This window comes from Gandjariella thermophila (assembly GCF_005405885.1).
In the GTDB taxonomy this organism is placed as follows: Bacteria; Actinomycetota; Actinomycetes; order Mycobacteriales; family Pseudonocardiaceae; genus Gandjariella; species Gandjariella thermophila.
In genome coordinates this window covers 45,481-68,843 of record NZ_BJFL01000025.1, presented here as the reverse complement: position 1 = coordinate 68,843, position 23,363 = coordinate 45,481, and the positions used below count along the sequence as shown (strand labels likewise).

Sequence of the window (23,363 nt, the reverse complement as noted above, 5' to 3'; positions counted from 1 at the left end):
CATTGCGGACGCTCAGGAATCCACGGGCTCACTCGGACTCCTCCTGACGCTCCCGGCTGCGCTCCCGTTGCGACTGGCGGGACTTCGGCAGTGATCCGGCCAGCGCCTCGGCGGCACCGCTGATCACGCCCTTGCTCTTGCCCTTGCTGCCCGACTCCACGATGTCGCCGACCAGCTCCGGCAGCGTCTCCGACCTCGTGGACGCGGTGAGATCCAGCCGGTTGCACGCCTCGGCGAACCGCAGGTAGGTGTCCACGCTGGCGACCACGATCCGGACGTCGACGGTGAGCAGTTCGATCCCGACCAGGGACACCCGGGCGAACACGTCGATGACCAGGCCGCGGTCCAGGATCAGGTCCAGCACGTCGTACAGGCCCGCGGATCCGGACCGGCGCACCATGCTGGTCTGCTGCGTGGGTGCCGTCATGAACGCTCTCCCCTTCCGGTTCTTCGATACGGGCGCGGCAAACACCGCGCGGCCGGCATCCCGGCCACGAAACGACCGTTGGAATGATCAGTTCAGCGATCGCCGTCGAGTTGACCGCGTGCGTAGCGACGAACGCGCGAGTAACTGATCAGATCGCCGTCCGTATTGAGTCGCACCTGATAGCTGGCCAGCACACTGGTGGTGTCCGGAATCCGGGCGACCTCGACGGTCTCCACCCGGAGTTGCCAGCCATCGTCGGTGGGATCGACCTCGGAAACCGACTCGACGTCCGCGCCGGTCACCGCGCGAAACTGATCACTCGCCCGGCGCACCAGTTCGACCACCGGCAGGGAACGCCGCCGCGAAGATCTTTTTCTGCCGTCGGTCGGCTCGGATGTCCGATCACTGGCCATGTCGCCGTCCCACCGTCGCGCGATCAACTCTCGCCACTGCCGTCAACTGCCGCGACCTGCGTTCGTGGCAGCCTTTCGTTCGTCTGCCTTGTCCGCTACTACGAGAACGCCGTGGCGAAACCGTATCAGCGACAAGATCGGAAAACCTGGATCATTCGCGCCAACCGCGTGCGGCCGTTCGCGGGAATACGCGCAAGCCGGCTGAAAATCGTCCGGCTGTTCGCCGGAGGGGCCTACCCGCCGGCGGCCCAGTCCGGTTGGGACCGGGAGCACACCGGCGAACACGGGCGGCGAAATCTGCCCGTAACACGCCACCGCTACGTTACCCCGCCGAAACACGCCGGGCGCCCCAGCCGTAACGCGGCTTCCCGGCAGACGGTCGGAGGCGGAACCGAGGAGGAGGTGGCGGGTGGTCGACACCGGGGACACCGCGTGGCTGCTGGGCAGTGCCGCCCTGGTCATGTTCATGACACCGGGACTCGCGCTGTTCTACGGCGGGATGGTCCGGGCCAAGAGCGTGCTCAACGTGATGATGCTGACCTTCGTCTGCCTCGCGGTCGTCGGCGTCGTGTGGCTGCTCTACGGCTACTCGCTGGCCTTCGGAAACGACGTGATGGGCGGGCTGATCGGCAACCTGCGCCAGGCCGGGCTGCACGGCCTCGCGGACACTACGGTCGGCCCGGAAGGGCACCGGGTACCGCTGTTCGCCTTCGCCGCGTTCCAGCTCATGTTCGCGGTGATCACGGTGGCGTTGCTGGTGGGAGCGGTGGCCGAGCGGGCCCGGTTCTGGCCGTGGCTGGTCTTCGTGGTCGCCTGGGTCACCCTGGTCTACGTGCCGCTGGCGCACTGGGTGTTCGCCTTCGACGGCTTCGCCGGTGCCGGCACGGTCGGCGGCTGGATCGCCAACCGGCTGCACGCGCTGGACTTCGCCGGCGGCACCGTGGTGGAGATCAACTCGGGCGCGGCGGCGCTGGCCCTGGCCGGGGTGATCGGCCGGCGGGAGGGCTGGCCCCGGCAGCCGATGCGGCCGCACAACCTGCCGTTCGTCATGTTCGGCGCCGGCCTGCTGTGGTTCGGCTGGTTCGGGTTCAACGCGGGCTCCGCGCTCGGCGCGTCGAACCTGGCCGCCACCTCTTTCCTGAACACCACCACGGCGGCGGCCACCGCGGTGGTCGGCTGGCTGCTGGTGGAGCAGTTCCGGGACGGCACACCGACCACCCTGGGCGCCGCCTCCGGCGCGGTGGCCGGACTGGTCGGGATCACGCCGGGCTGCGGCTACGTGGAACCCCTCGGCGCCGCCGTGATCGGGCTGGCCGCCGGGGTGGTGTGCTCGCTGGCCGTCGGGCTGAAGTACCGGATGGGCGTGGACGACTCGCTGGACGTGCTCGCCGTGCACGGCATGGGCGGCCTGGTCGGCATGCTGCTCATCGGCCTGTTCGCCACCACGGGGGCCAACGCCGCCGGCGCCAACGGCCTGCTCTACGGTGGCGGCCTCGACCAGTTGTGGCGGCAGGCGGTGGCCGCCGCGGTGGCGCTGGCCTACTCGCTGGTGGTCACGCTCGCGGTGGCCTGGCTGGTGGACCGGACGCTCGGCCTGCGGGCCAGCCGGGAGGCCGAGTCGGAGGGCATCGACGAGGCGGAGCACGCGGAGAGCGCGTACGAACTGGCCATCCAACCCAGCCGGCGCACCTCGATCGCCGGCGCCACCACCAGAACCATCGAGGGGAGCGAGCGGTGAAGCTGCTGACCGCCGTGGTCAGGCCGCATGCCGTGGAGGAGATCCGGGCCGCGTTGCAGGCGCTCGGCGTGCTCGGGATGACGGTGACCCAGGCGCACGGCTACGGCCGGCAGCGCGGTCACACCGAGGTCTACCGGGGCGCCGAGTACACTGTGGACTTCGTGCCCAAGGCGCGGGTCGAGGTGTTGCTGGACGACGACATGGTGGACCGGGCGGTGGACGCGGTGCTCGTCGCCTGCCGCACCGGGCGGATCGGCGACGGCAAGGTGTGGGTGAGCTCGGTGGACGCGGTCGTCCGGGTGCGCACCGGGGAACGCGGCTCGGACGCCCTCTGAACTCCCACCCGCTCGCGCCCCGGCGACCCGATCGCGGCGCGCGTTCGTCGCACCGGCACCGACCCGGCTCAGGCCGGACGCTGGCCCGCCAGGTGGCCGCCCACCGCGGCGACGGTGTCCGTCCACAGCACGTCGGCGCGCCGGGCGGCGTGCTCGGCCAGCGCCGCGAGGCTGGCGGCCGGCACGCTCTGCGGGCCGGGCGCGCCGACCTCGTGACCGCACAGCACCAGCCACGCCCCGCCCGCGACCGCCTCGTCCACCAGCGCGCACAGCCGCTTCGGGTCGGCCCCGTCCATCTCGATTCCGGCGATCTGGGCGAGGTCACAGCGCTGCGGGTCGTTGGGCACCTCGTCGCGGAAACCGCGGCCGATCACGAAGTGCCTGGCGACCACCGGCACGTAGCACCGCGCCCGCTCGCCCCGGCCCACGATCTTCTGGCCGCACGGGTATGCGAAGGTGGCCGGTGTGACGCCGAGCAGCCGCTCGATGGCGTCGTTCGCGGCCACGATGTCCCGCTCGATCCGGTCCAGGGTGTGGTCCTCGAGGGCGTTGTTCCGGGAGAACGGGAAGTTGCCGGCGCACGGGTGGGACCGCGAGTGGTTGCCGATCTCGTGCCCGGCGGCCACGACCGCCCGCCAGTCCGGCAGCCGGCGCTGCAGCGGGCCGGGCAGCACGTAGCAGGTGGCACGCACGCCGTGCTCGGCCAGGATCGGCATGCCGGCGTCGAGCTGGCTGGGCCGGGCGTCGTCGAAGGTGATGCTCAGCGCCGCCCGGCGGCCCTCCGGCCATCTGGCCGGGTGTGCGGGTGACCGCGGCCCTGCCATGGGGTACTCCCAGGGTTGGACGGTGGTGCCGGGACGGTGCTCTTGACATGCGGCACACCGCACGGCCTACCGTTCCTCCATCAGGCAAAACATATCCACGATGTGAAAAGCTCGCCAAAGGTGGTTGGGGCCGATGCTCGATGCGGCGGTTCGGCGCGCGCTTGCCGACGCCGTCGGCGCCGAGAACGTGATCTCCGATCCGGTTCGGCTGCGCACCTACGAGTGCGACGGTCTCACCGGGTTCCGCCAGGTGCCGGCCCTGGTCGTGCTGCCCCGCGACGCCGAGGCGGTGGCGGCGGCGGTGCGGGCCTGCCACGAGCACGCGGTCCCGTTCGTGGCGCGCGGCGCGGGCACCGGGCTGTCCGGCGGTGCCGTCCCGGTGGCCGACGGGGTGGTCATCTCGCTGCAGCGGCTGCGCCGGATCGTGGAGATCGACCCGGTCGACCGCCGCGCGGTGGTGCAGCCCGGGGTGACCAACCTGGACATCACCAGGGCGGCCGCCCCGTACGGGCTGTACTACGCCCCGGACCCGTCCAGCCAGCAGGTGTGCACGATCGGCGGGAACGTCGCGGAGAACTCCGGCGGCGCGCACTGCCTGAAGTACGGCTTCACCACCAACCACGTGCTCGCGCTGAAGGTGGTGCTGCCGGACGGCAGCATGGTCACCCTCGGCGGCGACACCGGTGAGCAGCTCGGACCCGATCTGCGCGGGGTGTTCCTCGGCTCGGAGGGCACGCTGGGCATCGCCTGCGAGATCACCCTCCGGCTGCTGCGTGCCCCGGAGACCGTGCGGACGCTGCTCGCCGACTTTCCCTCGGTGCGCGCCGCCGGGGAGGTGGTCAGCGGGATCGTCGGTGCGGGCATCGTGCCGGCCGCGGTGGAGATGATGGACGCGCTGGCCATCGAGGCGGCCGAGAAGGCGGTGCACGCCGGCTACACGCTGGACACCCCGGCCGCCCTGGTCGTCGAACTGGACGGGCCGGCCGCCGAGTGCGCCGAGCAGTTCGAGCAGGTCAAGGCGATCTGCGAGCGGCACGGCTGCACCCGGCTGCACATCGCCTCGGACAGCGCGGAGCGGGCCCGGATCTGGAAGGGCCGCAAGGCCGCGTTCGCGGCGGTGGGCTGGATCAGCCCGGACTACATCGTGCAGGACGGGGTGGTACCCCGGACGCGGCTGGCCGAGGTGCTGGACCGGATCGGCGAGATGGGCCGCGAGGCGGGCCTGCGGGTGGCCAACGTCTTCCACGCCGGCGACGGCAACCTGCACCCCCTGGTGCTGTTCGACGACGACGCCGGCGAGGCCGAGCGCGCCGAGGAACTGTCCAGGAGCATCGCCGAGCTGTGCGTGGAACTCGGCGGGTCGCTGTCCGGCGAGCACGGCATCGGCACCGACAAGGCGTGCTCCATGCCGCGCATGTTCGGCGAGGTTGACCTGGAGGTGATGGGCCGCCTCCGGTCCGCGTTCGACCCGAGACAGCTGTGCAACCCGGGCAAGCTGCTGCCCACGCCGCGGCTGTGCGGCGAGCGGCCCGGGCCGTACCGCCCGCACCCGCTGGAGGAGGCGGGAGTGATCGAACGGCTATGACGACGTCGAAAACCTCTGGCCGGGAGACCACCGGCCCGGTGCTGCAACCCGCCGACCTGCGCGAGGCACACGAGGCGCTGGCCGGATCGGTCGGACAGGTGCACGTCCGCGGCGGCGGCACGGCGGACGGCTGGGCGGATGCCCTGCGGCCGGCGCCGGTCACCGTGGACACCACCCGGCTCACCGGGATCCTCGCCTACAACCCCGCCGACATGACCGTGGCGGTTCGGGCCGGCACGCCGCTCGCCGACCTGCAGCGCGAACTTGCCGGCAACCGGCAGCGGGTCGCGTTCGACGCCGCCCGGGTGCGGCGAGGCGCCACCGTGGGCGGGCTGATCGCCACCGCCGACTCCGGCCCGCTGGCGCTGGCCTACGGGTCGCTCCGGGACCTGGTCATCGGGGCCACCCTGGTGCTGGCGGACGGCACGATCGCCCGCACCGGCGGCCACGTGATCAAGAACGTGGCCGGCTACGACCTCGCCAAGGTGACGCACGGCAGCTACGGCGCGCTCGGCCTGCTCGCCGAGGTGGTGCTGCGGCTGCACCCGGTTCCCGCGGCCAGCGTCACGGTGCGGTTGCCGTGCTCGCTGGCCGCGGCCGCGGAGCGCGCCGCCGAGTTGGCCAGCACCTCGCTGGAACCCGTCGCCGTCGAGTGGTACGGCTCCGGCGTGACTGAGGGACACCTGCTGGTCCGGCTGGAGGGCACCGCGGAGGGCACCGAGGCGCGGGCCCGGGCGGTCGCGGAGCTGCTCGGTCCGGGCGCATTCACGGTGCGCGGCGACGAGGCCGACGCCGCCTGGCGGGAGCACGCCGACCTGGTGGATCAGACCGGAAACGGCGCCGAGGCCGCCGTGCTGCGCATCGGCTGCCGGCCGAGCCGGCTGCCCGGCGTGCTGGCCCGGATCGACCCGCCCGGCACGGGCGTCACCGCGGGCCTGCTGACCGGCATCGCCACGGTGACCGTGCCGGCCGAGCCGGCAGGGGTGGCGGTCGCGCACACCGCGGTTACCGCCGCGGGCGGCACCTCGGTGCTGCGCCACCACCCGGCCACCGCCGAACTGCCCGCATGGGGCCAGGCCCCTTCCGCGGTGGCGGTGCTGCGCGCACTGAAGAAGGAGCTGGACCCGGACACAAGGCTGGCGCCCGGCCGGTTCGGTGCCTGGTTCACCGGCAACACCGGTGGGGAGGGTGCACGGTGACGGCCGAACGGAATCCCGGCGCGGACGCGCAGAAGGCCGGGCCCAAGACCATCGGCCCGAAGACCGGCGGCCCGCCGGCGGCCGGCGCGGCGGCGAACGCGGCACGGTCCGCCGGTTTCGACGCGACCCGGCCGCCGGAGCGTGACCTGATCGATGACTGCGTGCACTGCGGGTTCTGCCTGCCCACCTGCCCCACCTACCAGCTGTGGGGCGAGGAGATGGACTCGCCGCGGGGCCGCATCTACCTGATGGACCTCGCCGAACGCGGGGAGATCGGCCTGGACGGGCCGTTCACCGAGCACATCGACGCCTGCCTGGGCTGCATGGCGTGCGTGACGTCCTGCCCCTCCGGCGTGCGGTACAACCGGCTGCTGGAGGCGACCCGCCCGCAGATCGAGCGGAACGTACGCCGGACGTGGCCGGACCGGCTGTTCCGCGACGCGATCTTCGCGCTGTTCCCGTACCGCAGGCGGTTGCGCGCGGCGGCGGTGCTCGGCGTGGCGTACCGGAAGATGCGGGTGCCCAGGCTGCTGGCCCGTACCGGGATCGCGCGCCGGCTACCGGCCCGGATGCGCGCCGCCGAGGAGTTGCTGCCGCCGGTGCGGCTGCGCGACGCCTTCGCCGCGCTGCCCCGCCGCACCGGGCCACCGGGTACCGCGGCGCCACGGCGGCGGGTGGCGATGCTGTCCGGCTGCGTGCAGGACGTGTTCTTCCACCAGGCGAACCTGGCCACCATCCGGGTGCTGGCGGCCGAGGGTTGCGAGGTGCTGGTGCCGCGTGCCCAGGGCTGCTGCGGCGCGCTCGGCCTGCACGCGGGCCGCGAACCGCACGCGGCCGCCCGCGCGAAGCGCACCATCGAAACCTTCGGCGACCTCCCGGTGGACCACATCGTGGTGAACGTGGCGGGCTGCGGATCGTCCATGAAGGAGTACGCCGACCTGCTCGCCGACGACCCGGAGTGGGCGGAGCGGGCGCGGCGGTTCAGCGCCAAGGTGCGGGACGTCACCGAACTGCTCGCCGAACTGCTCGACGAGGACGGACCGGCCGCGCCACGGCACCCGATCCGCGCGCGGGTCGCCTACCACGACGCCTGCCACCTCCGGCACGCCCAGGGCATCCGGGAGCAGCCACGCGCGGTGCTGCGCAGCATTCCCGAGCTGGAACTGGTCGACCTGCCGGAGGCGGAGATCTGCTGCGGCTCGGCGGGCATCTACAACCTAGTCCAGCCGGAGGCGGCGGCGGAACTGGGCCGGCGCAAGGCCGACAACATCCGGGCGGTGCGCCCGGACGCGCTGGTCACCGCGAACCCGGGTTGCCTGCTCCAGGTGGGCCGCTACCTCGGCGACGAGCTGCCGCTGATACACCCCGTCGAGCTGCTGGACGCGGCCATCCGCGGAGTGGACATACCGCACGGACCGCCTCCCGCTCAGGGAGCCGCGGTCTCGAGAAAGAGTAGTTCCCGTTGATCGCGTAACGCCTTGAAGGCGACCATGAAGTTGTCTCCGACGACCTGTTCGGCACTGAAGTAGACGGGCAGTTCCTCGATCGTGTCCCGCAGATCCGGATAGGAACCGGCATACACGGCTTTCACGGCGACCTCGTCCGGCGGGAGCGAACGGAAAATATCGGCGAGCATGGCCGCGCCGTAGGAAGCTACCACCAGCCGGTCTGCCACCAGGCGCGAGGTGTCCGCCCGGTTGAAGATCAGGTGCCCGCAGAACAGGAAGGTACGCAGCGCGGCATGGTCGGGTTTCTGCATGCTCGCGAGGAGCAGAGGCTGCATGAGGGGCGCGACATCGTCGCTCGAGGACAGTTTCTCCCTGGCGACTCCCAGGAACTGAGCCAGGACGGTGACGTCGGTGTGGTCCACCTCGATCTCCGTGGCGGGGAAACCGTGCGCGGCCATCTTCCCCGCCACGTAGGCCAGGTCGCTGGTCTCCCCCTCCAGTTGGCCGCGGAACATGCTGAGCGCCAAGGGGTTGTGCTGCATGGCGACGAGCGCCGATCTCAACTGCTCGAGGGCCTCGCACAGGGAGTTGACCGCCGACTTCAGCGGCGGGGAGAGGGGATCCTCGAGGTGCTCCCGCAGCGATTCATGTTCTGAGCGGAAGTCGACAAGCCGCTGATGAACGCGCATGCCGGCGGTGTGCACCTCCGATAGGGACTGCGCCACGCGGGACAGCGCCACCGTGCTCGCGTCGACCCGTCGTTCCAGGAAGTCGCGGAGATCGCGCTGTTGCTGCGCACTCGCGATTCTCACCGTCGTGCCGGCGAGTCGAACGGTCGCCACGGCACCGGACACCGTCGCGCTGGTTCCCAGGACCAGCGCCAGACCGGCGAAGAGAGCGGAATACAGCTGCGGGTTGGCGGCGATGGTGGCGGGACGGAGAAACCAGACTGTCGTCAGAAGGACGGCCGATGTGGCGGTCAGTGTGACGGCCAGCGCGGCGAAGAGGACGCCCAGTCCAGGCCGGCTTTGTCTGGTCACCATGGACGGGCTCCCGTCTCTGCGGCGGGGCACGGAAGACGGTCCCGCACGACCCAGCCGATACGTCGGCTCGGTGGCCGACCGTGTTACGCGCGTCTTCCACCCGGCCACCGTGCGCGACGATGTTCGGGGGGCCGGTGGTCAGCCGCCGAGCGCGGCGTTGATCATCGCGCGGCCCACGGGCCCGGCCACCTTGGCGCCGACCGTGGCCGCGTCCAGCGTGCCGCCGGCGGTGACCACCACGGCGACGGCGATGTCCCGGTGTGGCGCGAACGCCACGTACCAGCCGTAGGGCTGGGTGTCCTTCGGGTTGGTGCCGTGCTCGGCGGTGCCGGTCTTGGCGGCGATCTGGATGTTCGGGTTCTTGTTCGCGGTGCCCGCGTGCTGCTCCGCGGCCAGCATCATGTCGGTGAGCTGGTTGGCCACGTCGCCGGACATCACCTCGTCGTTGAGCACCTTGGGGCTGAAGCCCTGGATGGTGGACAGGTCCGGCCCGAGGATGCTCTTCACCAACTGCGGGTACATCTCCTTGCCGCCGTTGGCGATCGTCGCGGCGATGAGCGCGTCCTGCAGCGGCGTCTCCTGCACGTCGAGCTGCCCGATGCCGCTCTGGTACAGCCCCGGTGTGCCGTTCGGGATGTTCATGCAGTTGCCGCCGGCCGCCGGGCCGACACACGACGGGGTCACGCCCAGCGGGATGGACAGCCGCTGCCCGAACCCGAACTTCGCCGCCTCTGCGGACAGCGCGGGCGCGCCGACCTTGCCGGCCAGCGAGGCGAACGCGGTGTTGCAGGAGTAGGCGATCGCGGTCTTCATGGAGACCTGGCCGTTCACGCTGCCCGGGCAGGTCTCGTTGTCGAAGTTGGACAGCGTGGCGGAGGTGCCCGGCAGGGTGATCTTCGGGTCGGCCGGCAGGCTCGGCGTGTTCTCGTCGGCGACATGGTTGGACAGCGCCGCCGCGGCCACAACCAGTTTGAACGTCGATCCCGGCTGGTAGGCGGCGTTGACCGGCTGGTTGAACATCGGGGCCGGGTCGCCGGCGTTGGCGCTGGTCCAGGCCTTGGTCTGGGCGGCGTTGTCGTGCGAGCCGAGGCCGGTCGGGTCGTAGGACGGGGTGCTGGTCATCGCCAGGATCTGCCCGGTGGACGGCTGGATGGCCACCGCCGCGCCGGTGAACCCGTTCTTGGTCAGCGTGTCGTAGGCGGCCTGCTGGATCTTCGGCTCGATGGTGAGCTGGAGGTTCCCGCCCTGATGGTTGCGGCCGGTGATCAGGTCGGACAGCCGCTGCACGAACAGCTTGTCATCGGTGCCGTCGAGCACGGTGTTCTCCGCGTTCTCGATGCCGCCGGCGCCGTAGTTGAGCGAGTAGTAGCCGGTGACGTCCGCGTAGGGCGCGCCGCCGGGGTACTGGCGGAGGAACCGGAACGCGTCGTCGGTGGCGACCGAGGTGGCCAGCACCTGGCCGTTGGCGGCCATGATCATGCCACGCTGGGTGGCGTACTCGTTGATCAGGCGGCGCTGGTTGCGGCTGTTCGTCGCCAGGCTGTGCGCCTCGATCACCTGCACGTAGGTGTCGTTGGCGAGCAGCGCCACCATCATGACCATGATGACCACACCGGCTCTGCGGAGGGGTTTGTTCACGCTCGTCGCTCCACGCTGCAGCTCACGGGGCCACCGCGGCCCCACCGGAATTCCGCTGCCAGGTTACGGAAACCCGTCCTCAGCTCGGCTGACGGGCACGAAAAAGATCAACCGGTACCCGGGCTGCCCAGCCCGGACGGCGACCGGTTGATCGCGCGCCGGTCAGCCGACCGCGGTCGCCGCGGCGCGGCCGGCGATCCGCCCGGAGAACAGGCAGCCGCCGAGGAACGTGCCCTCCAGCGCGCGGTAGCCGTGCATGCCGCCGCCACCGAACCCGGCGACCTCGCCCGCCGCGTACAGGCCGGGCAGCGGGTTGCCGTCCGCGGCCAGCACCCGGCCGTCCAGGTCGGTGTGCAGCCCGCCGAGGGTCTTGCGGGTCAGGATGTGCAGCCGCACCGCGATCAGCGGGCCGGCGGCCGGGTCGAGGAACCGGTGCGGTTTGGCCACCCGGACCAGCCGGTCGCCGAGGAAGCGGCGGGCCCCGCGGATCGCGGTGATCTGCAGGTCCTTGGTGTACGGGTTGTCGATCTCGCGGTCCCGGGCGACGATCTCCCGCTCCAGGTCGGCGAGGTCGATCAGCTTCTCGCCGGTGAGCGCGTTCATCCGGTCCACCAGCGCCGGCAGGCCGCGCTCCACGACGAAGTCCTCGCCGTGCTCCAGGAAAGCGGTGACCGGTCCGGGCGCGCCCTTCTTCACGCGCTGCAGCACCTTGCCGATGTCCTTGCCGGTCAGGTCAGGGTTCTGCTCGGAACCGGACAGCGCGAACTCCCGCTCGATGATCTTCTGGGTGAGCACGAACCAGGTGTGCTCGTAGCCGGTGGACATGATGTGCTCGAGCGTGCCGAGCGTGTCGAAGCCGGGGAACAGCGGCACCGGCAGCCGCCGGCCGCGCGCGTCGAACCACAGCGACGACGGGCCGGGCAGGATGCGGATGCCGTGCAGCGGCCAGATCGGGTTCCAGTTCTGGATGCCCTCGGTGTAGTGCCACATCCGGTCCGGGTTGATCACGGTTCCGCCGGCGGCCTCGGTGATCTCCAGCATGCGCCCGTCCACGTGCGCCGGCACTCCGGACAGCAGGTGCTTCGGCGGCTGGCCCAGCCGGGCCGGCCAGTTGCGGCGGACCAGGTCGTGGTTGCCGCCGATGCCGCCGGAGGTGACGATCACGGCCTGGGCGCGCAGTTCGAAGTCGCCGACCACGGTGCGCGAACTCGCCTCGCCGCGGGCCGCGTCGCTGGGTTCCAGCACGCTGCCGCGCACCCCGTCGACCGCGCCGCCGGTGACGGTCAACTCGTCCACCCGGTGCCGGAACCGCAGCTCCACCAGGCCCCGCTCGGCGGCGGCACGCACCGCGCGCTCGAACGGCGCGACCACGCCCGGGCCGGTACCCCAGGTGATGTGGAAGCGCGGCACCGAGTTGCCGTGCCCGACGGCGCCGTAGCCGCCGCGCTCGGCCCAGCCGACCACCGGGAAGAAGCGGATGCCCTTGCTGGTCAGCCAGCGCCGCTTCTCGCCGGCGGCGAAGTGCACGTACGCCTCGGCCCAGCGGCGCGGCCAGTGGTCCTCCTCCCGGTCGAACGCGGCCGTGCCCATCCAGTCCTGCAGCGCCAGGTCGAGCGAGTCCTTCACGCCCATGCGGCGCTGCTCCGGCGAGTCCACCAGGAACAGCCCGCCGAACGACCAGAACGCCTGGCCGCCCAGCGACGCCTCCGGCTCCTGGTCCAGCACGATCACCCGGCGGCCGGCGGCGGCGAGTTCCGCCGTGGCCACCAGCCCGGCGAGTCCCGCGCCGACGACGATGACGTCCGCGTCCATAGCCCGGTTCATAGCGTGCTATCGAAACATGTTCGCGTTGTGCCCGGGAGTCCACCCGGCCCCGGGGTCCGAGTCGATCTGCCAATCGCTCTCCCGGCCGATCTTTGACCCTCCGCGGGCCCGGATGCAGGATGCTTCGCGTGACGAAGCGCCGTCTGCCCCGCTGGTCCGAGCTGAAACCCCTGCTGCGCACGGAAGGCTTCGACGCCTCGGCCACCAACAGGAGGCTGCGGCGCGCGGCGTCGATCTCCGACCTGCGCGAGATCGCCCGCCGGCGCACGCCACGGGCGGTGTTCGACTACACCGACGGCGCTGCCGGCGACGAGGTGTCCGCGGCCCGGTCCCGCCGGGCGTTCGAGCGGGTGGAGTTCGTGCCCCGGGTGCTGCGCGACGTCTCCGTGGTGGACACCAGCACGAGGATGCTCGGCAAGCCGGTGCCCATCCCGCTGGCGCTGGGACCGACCGGGTTCACCAGGATGATGCACCACGCCGGCGAGCCGGCGGTGGCGCGGGCGGCGGGCCGGTTCGGGCTGCCCTACACGCTGTCCACCATGGGCACCACCTCGCTGGAGCGCCTCGCCGCGCAGGCGCCGAGCACCCGGCGCTGGTTCCAGCTCTACCTGTGGCGGGACCGGGACGCGAGCGCGGACTTCGTCAAGCGAGCGATCGACTGCGGCTACGACACGCTGATGCTCACCGTGGACACCCCGATCGGCGGGGCGCGGCTGCGGGATGCGCGCAACGGCATGACCATCCCGCCGGCGCTGCGGCTGCGCACCTTCGTGGACGGGGCGCGGCACCCGCACTGGTGGTTCAATTTCCTGACCACCGAGCCGCTGGAGTTCGCCTCGCTGAAGCACTTCGCCGGCACCCCGGCGGAGCTGTCCAACAAGATCTTCGACCCCAGCGCCACCATCGACGACGTGCGCTGGCTGCGCGAGGCGTGGCCGGGCAAGCTGGTCGTCAAGGGCGTGCAGACCGTCGAGGACGCCGAGGCGTGCGTGGCCGCCGGGGCGGACGCGCTGGTGGTGTCCAACCACGGCGCCCGGCAACTGGACCGCTCGCCCACGCCGCTGGAGCTGCTGCCGGGCATCGCGGCCCGGTGCGGCGAGCGCGCGGAGATCTACCTGGACGGCGGGGTGCGGTCCGGCGGCGACATCGCCGCCGCCGTGGCGCTGGGCGCGCGAGGCGTGCTGATCGGCCGGGCCTACCTGTACGGGCTGATGGCCGGCGGGGAGCGCGGCGTCGACCACGCCCTGCGGCTGCTCACCACCGAGTTCACCGCGACCATGCGGCTGCTCGGCGTCACCTCCGTCGCCGAGTTGACCGGGGAGCGGGTGCGGATGCGCGGCTGCCCGTGCTGCTCGTGACCGGCCGCTGCTGACCGGCGACCGGGGTCGGCCGGCTCATGGTCAGTCGGCCCGGTTGAGCCGGCGGACGGCGAGTTCGGCCAGCAGCGCCGCACCGTCGGCGAGCACCCGGTCGTCGAAGGCGGCCAGCGGGGAGTGGTTGTTCGGCGCGGACTCCGGCTCGCCGGAGAGGCACGCGCCGAGGAACACGTACGCACCGGGCACCTCGCGCAGCACCCGGGAGAAGTCCTCGGAGCCGGGCAGCGGGTTCTCCATCGGGGCGAACCGGTCCTCGCCGAACACCTCCCGCACGGTGTCCGCGACCAAGTCGTACTCGGCCGGGTCGTTCACGGTGGCCGGGTACTCGTCGGCGTACTCCACGTCGGCGCGCAGGCCGTGCGCGGCCGCGATCTCCCGGCAGACCCGCACGGCCGCGTCCCGCACCCGCGCCCTGGCCGCCTCGGAGAAGGTGCGCACGGTCGCCTCGAACACCGCCTCGTCCGGGATGACGTTGCGGCGCGTGCCGGCGTGGAACGTGCCGACGGTGACCACCACCGGATCGAACACGTCGATCGAGCGGGTCACCATGGTCTGCAGCGCGGTGACCATCTCGCAGGCCGCCGGCACCGGGTCCAGCGCGCGGTGCGGCATGGAGCCGTGCCCGCCGCTGCCGTGCACGCGCACCAGTAACGCGTCGGAGGCAGCCATCATGGTGCCGGGGCGGCAGACGAACCGCCCGGCCGGGAACAGCGCGGAGAACACATGCAGCCCGTACGCGGCCGCGAGCGGCCGGCCGGCGGCGTCCAGGACGCCCTCCCGGATCATGTGGCCCGCGCCGTCCCAGCCCTCCTCGCCGGGCTGGAACATGAACACCACGTCCCCGGCCAGTTCCTCGCGCCGGGCGGCGAGCAGCCGGGCGGCGCCGACCAGACCGGCGGTGTGCAGGTCGTGCCCGCAGGCGTGCATCGCGCCGTCGTGCCGGGAGGTGAAGGGCAGCCCGGTGCGCTCGGTCACCGGCAGCGCGTCCATGTCCCCGCGCAGCAGCACCGCCGGACCCGGCCGGCCGCCGCGCAGCACCGCGGTCACCGAGGACAGCGCCGACCCGGTGCTGACCTCCAGGGGCAGGCCGTCGAGCGCGGCGAGCACCCGCTCCCGGGTGCGCGGCAGTTCGAGGCCGACCTCGGGGATCTGGTGCAGCTCGCGGCGCAGCGCCACGAGGTCGTCCTGCAGTGCCGCCGCATCCTCCACCAGGCTCATCCGGGTACTCCTCGGCTCGCGGGTTCGCTCACTCGGCCGGGCCATCATGCGCGGCCGGACCCGACCGGCTCAACGCGCCGCCGGCCACCGACCGCCGGTGCTCGCCGGCCGCCGTCCCCGCGGGCCGCGCCGGTACCGCCGGTCGGGTCCCGCGTGTCACGGGGGTCATGCTTCCCCCCGCTGCGGATTTCCGGCATGGTGACCAACGCACCGGGAAGGAGTCTCGGAGAGGGCGGCGCGGAAGGCACCGTCGGGAGCAGGCCCGTCAACCACCAGCAGGGGTGTTTCGATGCCGACCATTGTGCTGATCCTGGCCACCGTGGCCGTGGTGTTCGGCGTGATGAAGAAACATCACCATGGTTGGGTCGCCTTCGCCGCGGTCGTGCTCGGCATCGCACTGATGCACTCCCCGCTCGCGGGTCCCGCCGACCAGATCGTGAACGCCTTCTCCAGCGCCGGCGCCAGCCTGCTGCACGCCATCGGCCTGCGTCCCAACGGCTGACGGCCGGCTGACCACCGGTCCGCGGTTGGACTCAGACCCGCTGGCCCGGCGGTTGGTCCGGGAGCAGGTCCTCGTCGCCGCCGTGCGCGGCGACCTCGCAGGCCGCCAGGGCGGCACGGACCGCCCGCATGCCGCGCCGCGGTGCCCCCGGCTCGGTCTGGACCACGTCGGGATGGACCACCAGCGCACTCATGAACAACCGCATGGTGGTCTCGCTCAACGTCGGCAGCAGCGTCCACACCGCGAAGACCACGCCGATCACCACGAGCTCGCGCAGGTGCCGCCCGTCCAGCGGGGCCCGGCGGAAGATGGCCAGCTGCAGCTGCCGCAGCCGCGGATCGGTCAGCGCCGCCGCCCGGATGCCCGGGTCGGTCTCGGTGGCCGCGACCAGCTCGGCCGGGACCAGGCCCACCACCACGGCGATGCCGATCGGGGGACCCTCGCCGCCTCCCGTGCCGGTCTGGTCGGCGGCATGCCTGATCACCCCGCGCACCACCTCGGGCACCGCGGCGGCGAGGTCTAACCGGCGCGGCCACCGGCCGCCGACGAGAAACGGGTGGACGATCGTTGCCACGCGGGCATGAGAACCAACATCACCTGCCCGTGGAAAGGATCAGCGGCGAATTGATCGAATCGTGTCCCTTCCGTCACCGACCACACCGGGCCGGCTGGCCATGCCGGCTGACCAGCACATCCCTCGACTCGGTCTGACGCGCGTGTTGTCCCGGTCCCCGGGCACCCCGCCCGCCGGGACGTCGGCGCGCCCAGCGGGCGGGGTCGGGCGGCGCGCGGTGAGGCACGCCTCGCCGCGGGCGGCGCGCCGCCACCCGCGGCGAGGGTCCGGGTCAGCCGCGGCGGCGCACGGCGCGCAGCGCGGCCGCTAACCACCGGCCGAGCTTGCTCGGCCGGTGCGCGCCCCGGGGTTCGGCCGCGGAGCGAACACGGGCCGGCCGGTCGGCCGGGCCGGTCTGGTCACCGCCCACGCCGCCGGTCGCCCCGAACCGACGGATCGCCTCGGCGTGCACGATCGCGGCGATCGCCGCGAGAACATCCCTGGGCATGGCGCTCTCCTGCGCGAGATCGGGTGGTGGCTGGCCGGCAGGTCACACCGGCGCCGCTCCGGTGCGACCGGGCCCGATCAGCAGCGCAGTACCGTGTCCCCGGTGGAGCCGGCGAGCGGCGGTGTGCCCGACGCAGGTGGACGCGCGTGGCCGCCCACCCCGCCGCTGCCGGCCCCGGCGGGCGCACCCACCCACGCCACCCACCTCGCCCGGGCCGGACCGGCGCAGGCCGGCTCGGTGACCGCGCACGGCGGCCACCCCGGCCGCCGCCGCGCGATCTCCGGCAGGGACGGCGAGGCGGCCCACCGGGCGGCCGCCTCGTCGGCGTCCGCGCACGCGCTCGCACACCGGTCGGCGTCCGGCATCGGCGAATCCCCGGAGCCAACCGCGCCCAGGGCACCCAGCAACCCGAGCAGCGCGGCGAGCGCCAGCGCGACCACGCACCGGCGCGGTACCACGATGCCCACGGCGACGGCCATGCCGACCCTCCCGGTGTTGTCCCGGCCTCCAGCTAAGCCCGGGACGCCACGGGCGGATCGGGATGTCGCCCGGCAGGGACGGGAGTCCACTCGAACCGCCCAAACCGCCGGCACCGTGCGCAACCACCCAAACCAGCCACGCCGGGGCAGCGCACCCATGGCGCGGGCATCTACCGGGCGCTGCGGCGGTTACCCAGCGGATGCGCTCGGTTCGTCACCGAAGGGATTCGAAACGGCAATCCCGACAACGGCGACGGTGCGCCCGCGCGGGCAGCACACACGTGAGAACCGGATTCGCCTCCATTCGGCATCGGCGCCAACCCCGGTAACGAGGACGGTCCCTCCCGATCGGCCGCCGCTCAGCCACCGGTACCATCCATTCGTGATCAAGCTACGGTCGCATGTCATTAACTGGCTGGGGCGCAAGTATCTCGCGAGGACACAACGAAAAGGCTTCGACCTCACGCGGATGCCCTTCCTGCCCAGGTCCGCGCTGCTGCCGCTGCGGCGTGACGGCCTCGACCCGGTACCCGCACTGGCCCGCAGGCGGAACGAACACCCGGTGTCCCGGTTGCCGCTTCCGTTCGGGGTGAACGTGTGGTTGGTCACAGGTTACGACGAGGTCAAGGCGGTGTTGAGTAATACCAAAGACTTCAGCAACGACTTCACCAACCTGACCATGAATTTCGGGTTCGCCGACCAGCAGAACCCCGGCGGTCTCGGTTTCAGCGACCCGCCTGCGCACACCCGGCTGCGCCGGATGCTCACGCCGGAATTCACGGTCCGCCGGCTGGCCCGGCTCAAGCCGCGAATTCGGGACATCGTCGACGGGCAACTCGACGAGATGGCCGCGCGCGCCGGTGACACCAACGCCGCCGTCGACCTGGTGCAGAGCTTTGCCCTGCCCATTCCGTCGCTGACGATCTGCGAACTGCTCGGTGTTCCGTACGAGGACCGCGCCGACTTCCAGCGGCTCAGCACGACCCGCTTCGACCTCTTCGGCGGGGCCACCGCCTCGCTCGGCGCGATCAGCGAGTCGCTGTCCTACCTGACCGACATCGTCAAGAAGCAGCGCGAGACGCCCGGCGACGGGCTGCTCGGCATGCTGGTCCGGGAGCACGGCGAGGACATCGACGACCAGGAACTCGCCGGGCTGGCCGACGGGCTGCTGACCGGAGGGCTGGAAACCACCGCGAGCATGCTGGCGCTGGGCACCCTCATCCTGCTGCGCGACCCGGCGTACTTCCGGCTGGTGCACGACTCCGACGACGCGATCGAGCCGTTCGTGGAGGAGTTACTGCGCTACCTCACCGTGGTGCAGGTGGCGTTCCCGCGCTTCGCCAGGAACGACGTCGACATCGCCGGCACCCGGGTGTCCAGCGGCGACGTGGTGCTCTGCTCGCTGTCCGGGGCGGATCGGGACGACGCCCTGGGCCCGGACATGGAACGCTTCGACCCGACCCGCCCCGCCACCTCGCATCTGGCCTTCGGCTACGGCGCCCATCGCTGCATCGGCGCCGAACTGGCCCGGATGGAGCTGCGCACCGCGTACCCCGCGCTGGTGCGGCGCTTTCCGAACATGCGCCTCGCGGTCGCCCCGGAGCAACTGTCGTTCCGGAAGCTGTCCATCGTCTACGGCGTGGACTCGGTGCCGGTGCTCCTCGGGTCGTAGCCGGTGCCGCGGCACCCGCCCATTCGGCACCACCGGGACCGGCCGCCCGGTGGCCCGTGACGGCGGGCCCCGGCGACGGACCGGCGGCCACGGTGCCGGCAGCGGCGGTCAGTACCCGTGGCCGGCCCGCGCGTTGGCCCGCCCCGGCCCGCGGGGACGCGGGTCGCTCCTCCTCGGGGCGGCAGCGGCGCGCGGAGCGCGGTCGTCGTCCCAGCCGCCTTGCGGCGACCGCCAACGGGCCGGCGACGGCTCGTCCCGGTTCACCCACGAGTCGAAGCCCAGGACCAGCAGCGCGAGCACCCCGAGGGGAATGCCCAGCATCGGCACGCCGCCCGCGGTGACGATCACCGCGAGCAGCAGCATCGAGGCCACCGCGACCCAGCAGAACGGGTCGACCCGGCCGAGAGCCGACCGAGTTTCGTATCTTTCCGGATCACGCGCCATCGTCGTTCACCTCTGCACCCGCAGCCGCACCCACGGCTGCCCCCGCCGTCCCCTCAGTCGCACCCACAGCGTCTACCGCGGCGGGCCGCACCAACCGCCCCCCATGCGTCCACCGCCACGGCGCCGAACAGATCGCCACGACCGTGAACAGTACGGGTAGCCCGAATCCACGCGACCTCCGGCCCTCCGCGGCACCGGCCCGGCACCGCCGAGCGCGCCTCCGGGTACCGGTGGTGACGCATCCCTGCCGGGTGCGGGCGGTGTACGGCCAGGCGGTGCGCAACCGCCCGGTCGAACCCCTGCGGTGAAAGCGGTAGAAAAGGGCGTGCCACCCGCTCGAACATCCACCCACGGTGGAATGCCGACCGAGGACGTGGACGCGGTGACCGAGGCGGTACTCACCGCGTCGCGCCTGCTCGTCGCGATCTCCGCACGGTCGATCGCCGCCGTGGACGAGTCCGTCACCCTCCCCCAGTTCCGGCTGCTCGTGGTGCTGGACACGCGAGGGTCCCTCAAGCTCTCCGCGCTCGCCGACCACCTGGGCGTGAACCCGTCGACGGCCACCCGAATGGTCGACCGACTGATCGCCGCCGGGATGGTGGCCCGGGACGTCAACCCGGCGTCCCGCCGCGAGGTCGTGGTGCGACTCACCGGCGAGGGCAGCCGGGTGGTGCGGGACGTGACCGAGCAACGACGCAGGGAAATCTCCGCGATCGTGGCCCGGATGCCCGCCCGGAGCCGGCAGGGCCTGGTCGCCGCGCTCACCGCGTTCGCCGAGGCCGGTGGCGAGCCGTCGGCACGGCCCGACCCGCCGGCGTGACGCGGTGCGTGGCCCCCGCCACGGCCCCGTGCATGACCTCGGCGATTCGGGGGAAAGCCAAGGACAGCGGCACGACGGAGGCCGTGACGGAGGTGAGGCACGTGGCGAAGACCGGCAGCACGGGGGCGCAGACTCAGGACAAGGACGTGGTCGAGCTGCTGCTCGACCAGCACAACCAGATCAAGGCCCTGTTCCGCCAGATCTCCGGCGAGCGCGGGCGGAGGAAGCAGGAGCTGTTCGAGGACCTGGTGCGGCTGCTGGCGGTGCACGAGACGGCCGAGGAGATCGTGGTGCACCCGACCGCGCGCACCGAGATACCGAACGGCGAGAAGGTGGTGTCCGGCCGGCTGCACGAGGAGGACGAGGCGAAGCACGTGCTGGCCGAGCTGCACGGCATGGGCGTGGACCACCCCGACTTCGACCGGAAGATGACGGAGTTCGCCGAGTCGGTGGTCGAGCACGCCACGCACGAGGAGAAGGACGAGTTCCCGCAGCTTCGCAAGAAGCTGTCCGCCGACCGGCTGCGGCAGATGGCCGGGGCGGTCCGGGCGGCCGAGGCGACCGCGCCGACACGGCCGCACCCCGCCGCCGGCGAGTCGGCGGTGGCCAACCTGCTGGCCGGTCCGCCACTGGCGGTGTTCGACCGGGTGCAGGACGCGATCCGCGACTGGAGGCGTTCCGGGCGCTGAGACCCCACGGCATGGGATGGTGCCGGGCGGCGCACCTGCCCGGCACCGTCGTGCCGCCGCCGGGCGACTCGGAAGCCTCGCGGAACCGTCAGGCGGCCTCGACCGAGTCGAGGTTGAGGCGCTCCCGCAGCGGACCGCGATGCAGGTCCGCCACCGGGGCGAGGAGGTCGGGATGCCGGAGCAGCGCCGCCGCCTTCCGGTCCTTCTCGTCCGGCCGGACCAGCCGGCGGAAGTCGCAGTGGATGCCGGAGGCGTGCTCCGAGCCCTTGACCGCGGTGACCGCGGCGGCGGCCAGCGCCTCGTCGCCGAGCAGGCAGGCCGCCCAGCTCGCGACCACCTCGTCCACCCAGCTACGCCAGGCGTGCTCGTCCTCGGCCGGCGGCGCGGTGTCCGCGCCGACCAGCCAGTCCAGCCGGGCGGAGCCGCCGGGGCCGACCATGGTGACCAGGCCGGCGTCCAGCGCGGTCGGGTAGCGCAGCCACGCCGCGACGGTGGCCGCCTGCCGCGCCTGCGCCTCCGCGAGCGTCGCACCGAACACGCCGCCGGTGGGCGGGTACGCGCGGAGCAGCCAGTGGGTCGTGGCCGCGATCATCGGTGAGAGGTCGACGGGCACCGGGGAACCTCACTTACCGCGGGGCCGCCGCGCCATGCCAGGAACCGCGAGGAATTAATTACGGAGAGTAGGCGCCGGGCCCTGCTTTTACGGGGCTCAAGCCACCATAGCAAGTCCGCATCGCCCTATCCGGTGGTTCTGGTCACTGTCCGCGTTGTCAGCGCCTGTTCCTGAACGCGCGCCACGATCGCGTTGACACCCACTCACCGTGACTCCGGCCGCTCGCCGCCGCGCAGCCAGCGCCGGTCCAGATCAGCCGGGGGCTCGGGAGCACCCAGATCGCCCGGCGTATAGCCGTGCGGGTAGCCACGGTAGGTGCGGTTGCGGGGTTCCCGGGTGAGCCGTGACCGCCGGCGGCGGGGCAGCAGCCGCACCACCGCGGACCGGGCCCGCAGCCCTGCGCGGGCGACCGGGCCCACCCAGGCCGGGGCGGGCGGGAAGCCGAACGCGGCGAGCATCGCCGGGTCGAGCAGGCCGCGGGCCGCGGTGGCGACCGCCGGCCGCAGCGGCCGGGGATACCAGGAGCAGAACAGGTCGAGGGTGTAGCCGCCGATCTGCCGGTTGGTGTCGGAGTAGCGGAAGTGTTCTCGCTCGTAGTCGGTTTTGAACCGGCGGAACTCCGCGTCGTCGGCCGGGATGTCCTTGATCGCCATCCGCGCGCCGATCGCCCGGAAGTGATGGAACGCGGCCAGGCGCTCGTGCTCGTGCAGCCGGCGCCAGCCGAACCGGTCGATCCAGTCGATCGGGTCGTAGACGAACGTGGACAGTACGTAGCGCATGTCGTCGTTGCTGATCGCGTACCGGCCGTGCATCCGGTTGATCATCCGGATCGCCTCCCGGCCGCGCGGTGAGTCGTAGCCGTGCTCGCTGATCTCCTGCATCAGCAACGACGTGTCGTCGTAACGCTTCTGGGTGCGCTTCTCGAACTCCCCGGTCGCGGCGAGCAGGCCGGAGATGCTGGGCACGCAGTACGTGCGGAACAGCGCGAACTCCAGCGCGCGCGTGTAGTCCCACGGGAACTCGAACCCGGCGGAGATCCGGTAGATCTCCTGGTGGTCGGCCACCGGGTCGAGCCGCTGGATACGGCGCAACCAGTACCCGGTCATCGTGACTCCCCCCGTCGGGACATCTCTTCAGGACACCGCGGTCAGCCCGGCATCGCCGCGGATGTGCACGGTGCCGCAGTCCGGGCACTGCAACAGCCCGTCCAGGCGGCAGCCGCACGCGCACACCCAGCCCTTGACGCCAGCGGGGTCGCCGGCGACGAAGGCGTGCGCGGGCACGTCCTTGGTGATCACCGAGCCGGCCGCGGTGAACGCGTGCGGGCCGATGGTCACGCCGCAGACGACCAGCGTGCCCGCGCCCAGGCTGGCGCCCCGACCCACCACAGTGGACCGGAGCTGCTCCGGCTCCTCGCGCAGGTGCGCCCGCGGCCGCAGGTCGTTGGTGAACAGCACGTTGGGTCCGAGCAGGACGTCGTCCTCGCAGGTCACGCCGGCGAACACCAGGGTGCCGTTCTTCACCGTGACCCGGTCGCCGAGCACCGCGCCGGTCTCCACGAAGGCGCAGTCGCAGATGGTGCAGTCCCGACCGACGCGAGCACCGGGCAACACGTGCGCGAAGGCCGACACCCGCGTGCCGGCGCCCACGTCGTCGCTCTCGCACAGGCCCAGCGGATGTACCCGCACCCCATCGACGGCTTCCACGGTCATCGCAACGCCTCCGCCCGTGTCGTGCCCACCCGCTTCTGCTGCACGGCGTGCTGTCCCTCCACCGGACGCCTCCGGAAAAGCGCTCGGGAAAGCGCTCCGGAAGGGCGCGTTCCGGAAAGATCGGCAGGGACAATAGTTGACCCGCGATCGGGTCGGCCACCGGGAAGGTCCGGTCGTGGCCGGGACGGAACACACCCGGTGCGCAGGTGTTCCCGCTGACCGGCTGCTTACTTGGTCGCCGGGGACCCGGCCCGCGTTACCCCGACCGGGTCCATCAGCCGTCGCGCCCGGATCGGTCCGCGG

General features: G+C 72.3%; 24 protein-coding genes. 10 read left to right on the top strand and 14 right to left on the bottom strand.

Going from position 1 to position 23,363, the window contains the following annotated elements; all coding sequences use genetic code 11:
* Positions 1–28 precede the first annotated feature (28 nt).
* Positions 29–427: a gas vesicle protein GvpJ gene (gene gvpJ / locus FFT21_RS20510; protein WP_137815537.1), complete on the bottom strand. Its 399-nt coding sequence runs from the start codon at positions 425–427 to the stop codon at positions 29–31.
* Between the two features lie 92 nt (positions 428–519).
* Positions 520–840 (bottom strand): gas vesicle protein GvpO, encoded by a 321-nt coding sequence (locus FFT21_RS20505; RefSeq protein ID WP_137815536.1) that lies wholly within the window; start codon positions 838–840, stop codon positions 520–522.
* Between the two features lie 409 nt (positions 841–1,249).
* Between FFT21_RS20505 and FFT21_RS20500 the strand changes: the two genes are divergently transcribed.
* Both FFT21_RS20500 and FFT21_RS20495 read left to right on the top strand, forming a co-directional pair.
* Positions 1,250–2,578 carry an ammonium transporter gene (locus FFT21_RS20500; protein WP_137815535.1) on the top strand — a complete coding sequence of 443 codons (1,329 nt, stop codon included), beginning with the start codon at positions 1,250–1,252 and terminating at the stop codon, positions 2,576–2,578.
* Positions 2,575–2,913 carry a P-II family nitrogen regulator gene (locus FFT21_RS20495; RefSeq protein WP_137815534.1) on the top strand — a complete coding sequence of 113 codons (339 nt, stop codon included), beginning with the start codon at positions 2,575–2,577 and terminating at the stop codon, positions 2,911–2,913. Before FFT21_RS20500 ends, FFT21_RS20495 begins: the two co-directional genes overlap by 4 nt.
* Before the next feature lie 68 nt (positions 2,914–2,981).
* Here the strand turns inward: FFT21_RS20495 and FFT21_RS20490 are convergent, their stop codons facing one another.
* Positions 2,982–3,737, bottom strand: coding sequence for a polysaccharide deacetylase family protein (locus FFT21_RS20490; RefSeq protein WP_137815533.1), 756 nt, complete (start codon positions 3,735–3,737; stop codon positions 2,982–2,984).
* Between the two features lie 133 nt (positions 3,738–3,870).
* Between FFT21_RS20490 and FFT21_RS20485 the strand changes: the two genes are divergently transcribed.
* From FFT21_RS20485 to FFT21_RS20475, 3 genes are all read left to right on the top strand, one after another.
* On the top strand, positions 3,871–5,322 hold the full coding sequence (locus FFT21_RS20485; protein WP_137815532.1) for an FAD-binding oxidoreductase: 1,452 nt from the start codon (positions 3,871–3,873) through the stop codon (positions 5,320–5,322).
* Positions 5,319–6,521 carry an FAD-binding oxidoreductase gene (locus FFT21_RS20480; RefSeq protein WP_137815531.1) on the top strand — a complete coding sequence of 401 codons (1,203 nt, stop codon included), beginning with the start codon at positions 5,319–5,321 and terminating at the stop codon, positions 6,519–6,521. The genes FFT21_RS20485 and FFT21_RS20480 overlap by 4 nt, the downstream gene beginning before the upstream one ends.
* Before the next feature lie 146 nt (positions 6,522–6,667).
* Positions 6,668–7,987 (top strand): (Fe-S)-binding protein, encoded by a 1,320-nt coding sequence (locus tag FFT21_RS20475; RefSeq protein ID WP_225978598.1) that lies wholly within the window; start codon positions 6,668–6,670, stop codon positions 7,985–7,987.
* Here the strand turns inward: FFT21_RS20475 and FFT21_RS20470 are convergent.
* The 3 genes from FFT21_RS20470 to FFT21_RS20460 all read right to left on the bottom strand — a co-directional run bounded on the left by FFT21_RS20470 (position 7,948) and on the right by FFT21_RS20460 (position 12,462).
* Positions 7,948–9,009 (bottom strand): hypothetical protein, encoded by a 1,062-nt coding sequence (locus FFT21_RS20470; RefSeq protein WP_137815530.1) that lies wholly within the window; start codon positions 9,007–9,009, stop codon positions 7,948–7,950. The genes FFT21_RS20475 and FFT21_RS20470 overlap by 40 nt on opposite strands.
* Before the next feature lie 141 nt (positions 9,010–9,150).
* Complete coding sequence (locus FFT21_RS20465) at positions 9,151–10,650, bottom strand: peptidoglycan D,D-transpeptidase FtsI family protein (RefSeq protein WP_137815529.1); 1,500 nt, start codon at positions 10,648–10,650, stop codon at positions 9,151–9,153.
* Positions 10,651–10,812: 162 nt separating this feature from the next.
* Positions 10,813–12,462, bottom strand: a complete 1,650-nt coding sequence (locus FFT21_RS20460) for an FAD-binding dehydrogenase (RefSeq protein ID WP_137815528.1) — start codon at positions 12,460–12,462, stop codon at positions 10,813–10,815.
* 140 nt (positions 12,463–12,602) lie between these two features.
* Here FFT21_RS20460 and FFT21_RS20455 point away from each other — a divergent pair, with 140 nt between their 5' ends.
* Positions 12,603–13,832 (top strand): alpha-hydroxy acid oxidase, encoded by a 1,230-nt coding sequence (locus tag FFT21_RS20455; RefSeq protein ID WP_137815527.1) that lies wholly within the window; start codon positions 12,603–12,605, stop codon positions 13,830–13,832.
* A 42-nt stretch (positions 13,833–13,874) separates the two neighbouring features.
* Here FFT21_RS20455 and FFT21_RS20450 read toward each other — a convergent pair whose 3' ends face one another.
* Positions 13,875–15,068, bottom strand: coding sequence for a M20 metallopeptidase family protein (locus FFT21_RS20450; RefSeq protein WP_137815526.1), 1,194 nt, complete (start codon positions 15,066–15,068; stop codon positions 13,875–13,877).
* A 289-nt stretch (positions 15,069–15,357) separates the two neighbouring features.
* On the opposite strand from FFT21_RS20450, the gene FFT21_RS20445 reads away from it, so the two are divergent.
* A complete protein-coding gene (locus FFT21_RS20445; protein ID WP_137815525.1) occupies positions 15,358–15,570 on the top strand; it encodes a hypothetical protein in 213 nt (70 codons plus the stop codon).
* Between the two features lie 31 nt (positions 15,571–15,601).
* Here the strand turns inward: FFT21_RS20445 and FFT21_RS20440 are convergent, their stop codons facing one another.
* From FFT21_RS20440 to FFT21_RS20430, 3 genes are all read right to left on the bottom strand, one after another.
* Entirely contained in the window at positions 15,602–16,144 is a 543-nt protein-coding gene (locus FFT21_RS20440) for a hypothetical protein (RefSeq protein ID WP_137815524.1), read from the bottom strand.
* Positions 16,145–16,415: 271 nt separating this feature from the next.
* Positions 16,416–16,631 (bottom strand): hypothetical protein, encoded by a 216-nt coding sequence (locus tag FFT21_RS20435; protein WP_137815523.1) that lies wholly within the window; start codon positions 16,629–16,631, stop codon positions 16,416–16,418.
* A 77-nt stretch (positions 16,632–16,708) separates the two neighbouring features.
* Positions 16,709–17,110 carry a hypothetical protein gene (locus FFT21_RS20430; protein WP_137815522.1) on the bottom strand — a complete coding sequence of 134 codons (402 nt, stop codon included), beginning with the start codon at positions 17,108–17,110 and terminating at the stop codon, positions 16,709–16,711.
* A 406-nt stretch (positions 17,111–17,516) separates the two neighbouring features.
* Between FFT21_RS20430 and FFT21_RS20425 the strand changes: the two genes are divergently transcribed.
* Positions 17,517–18,782, top strand: coding sequence for a cytochrome P450 (locus FFT21_RS20425; RefSeq protein ID WP_371856844.1), 1,266 nt, complete (start codon positions 17,517–17,519; stop codon positions 18,780–18,782).
* 108 nt (positions 18,783–18,890) lie between these two features.
* Here the strand turns inward: FFT21_RS20425 and FFT21_RS20420 are convergent, their stop codons facing one another.
* The gene (locus FFT21_RS20420; protein WP_137815520.1) at positions 18,891–19,226 is read right to left on the bottom strand and encodes a hypothetical protein; all 336 of its coding nucleotides are present in this window, start codon (positions 19,224–19,226) and stop codon (positions 18,891–18,893) included.
* 358 nt (positions 19,227–19,584) lie between these two features.
* Between FFT21_RS20420 and FFT21_RS20415 the strand changes: the two genes are divergently transcribed.
* Both FFT21_RS20415 and FFT21_RS20410 read left to right on the top strand, forming a co-directional pair.
* Positions 19,585–20,046: a MarR family winged helix-turn-helix transcriptional regulator gene (locus FFT21_RS20415; RefSeq protein ID WP_137815519.1), complete on the top strand. Its 462-nt coding sequence runs from the start codon at positions 19,585–19,587 to the stop codon at positions 20,044–20,046.
* A gap of 101 nt (positions 20,047–20,147) precedes the next feature.
* Positions 20,148–20,735, top strand: coding sequence for a hemerythrin domain-containing protein (locus FFT21_RS20410; protein WP_225978589.1), 588 nt, complete (start codon positions 20,148–20,150; stop codon positions 20,733–20,735).
* A gap of 88 nt (positions 20,736–20,823) precedes the next feature.
* On the opposite strand, the gene FFT21_RS20405 is transcribed toward FFT21_RS20410, so the two are convergent.
* From FFT21_RS20405 to FFT21_RS20395, 3 genes are all read right to left on the bottom strand, one after another.
* On the bottom strand, positions 20,824–21,348 hold the full coding sequence (locus FFT21_RS20405) for a hypothetical protein (RefSeq protein ID WP_137815517.1): 525 nt from the start codon (positions 21,346–21,348) through the stop codon (positions 20,824–20,826).
* 203 nt (positions 21,349–21,551) lie between these two features.
* On the bottom strand, positions 21,552–22,454 hold the full coding sequence (locus tag FFT21_RS20400; protein ID WP_137815516.1) for an oxygenase MpaB family protein: 903 nt from the start codon (positions 22,452–22,454) through the stop codon (positions 21,552–21,554).
* Positions 22,455–22,481: 27 nt separating this feature from the next.
* On the bottom strand, positions 22,482–23,060 hold the full coding sequence (locus tag FFT21_RS20395) for an acyltransferase (protein WP_137815515.1): 579 nt from the start codon (positions 23,058–23,060) through the stop codon (positions 22,482–22,484).
* Between the last annotated feature and the right edge of the window lie 303 nt (positions 23,061–23,363).

Bases quoted from the DNA above. Each gene is read 5' to 3' on its own strand.
- FFT21_RS20415 (WP_137815519.1), top strand. From the start codon at position 19,585: ATGCCGACCGAGGACGTGGACGCGGTGACCGAGGCGGTACTCACCGCG.
- FFT21_RS20505 (WP_137815536.1), bottom strand. From the start codon at position 840: ATGGCCAGTGATCGGACATCCGAGCCGACCGACGGCAGAAAAAGATCT.
- gvpJ (WP_137815537.1), bottom strand. From the start codon at position 427: ATGACGGCACCCACGCAGCAGACCAGCATGGTGCGCCGGTCCGGATCC.
- FFT21_RS20395 (WP_137815515.1), bottom strand. From the start codon at position 23,060: ATGACCGTGGAAGCCGTCGATGGGGTGCGGGTACATCCGCTGGGCCTG.
- FFT21_RS20450 (WP_137815526.1), bottom strand. From the start codon at position 15,068: ATGAGCCTGGTGGAGGATGCGGCGGCACTGCAGGACGACCTCGTGGCG.
- FFT21_RS20480 (WP_137815531.1), top strand. From the start codon at position 5,319: ATGACGACGTCGAAAACCTCTGGCCGGGAGACCACCGGCCCGGTGCTG.
- FFT21_RS20400 (WP_137815516.1), bottom strand. From the start codon at position 22,454: ATGACCGGGTACTGGTTGCGCCGTATCCAGCGGCTCGACCCGGTGGCC.
- FFT21_RS20420 (WP_137815520.1), bottom strand. From the start codon at position 19,226: ATGGCGCGTGATCCGGAAAGATACGAAACTCGGTCGGCTCTCGGCCGG.
- FFT21_RS20485 (WP_137815532.1), top strand. From the start codon at position 3,871: ATGCTCGATGCGGCGGTTCGGCGCGCGCTTGCCGACGCCGTCGGCGCC.
- FFT21_RS20460 (WP_137815528.1), bottom strand. From the start codon at position 12,462: ATGGACGCGGACGTCATCGTCGTCGGCGCGGGACTCGCCGGGCTGGTG.
- FFT21_RS20430 (WP_137815522.1), bottom strand. From the start codon at position 17,110: ATGGCCGTCGCCGTGGGCATCGTGGTACCGCGCCGGTGCGTGGTCGCG.
- FFT21_RS20490 (WP_137815533.1), bottom strand. From the start codon at position 3,737: ATGGCAGGGCCGCGGTCACCCGCACACCCGGCCAGATGGCCGGAGGGC.
- FFT21_RS20445 (WP_137815525.1), top strand. From the start codon at position 15,358: ATGCCGACCATTGTGCTGATCCTGGCCACCGTGGCCGTGGTGTTCGGC.
- FFT21_RS20435 (WP_137815523.1), bottom strand. From the start codon at position 16,631: ATGCCCAGGGATGTTCTCGCGGCGATCGCCGCGATCGTGCACGCCGAG.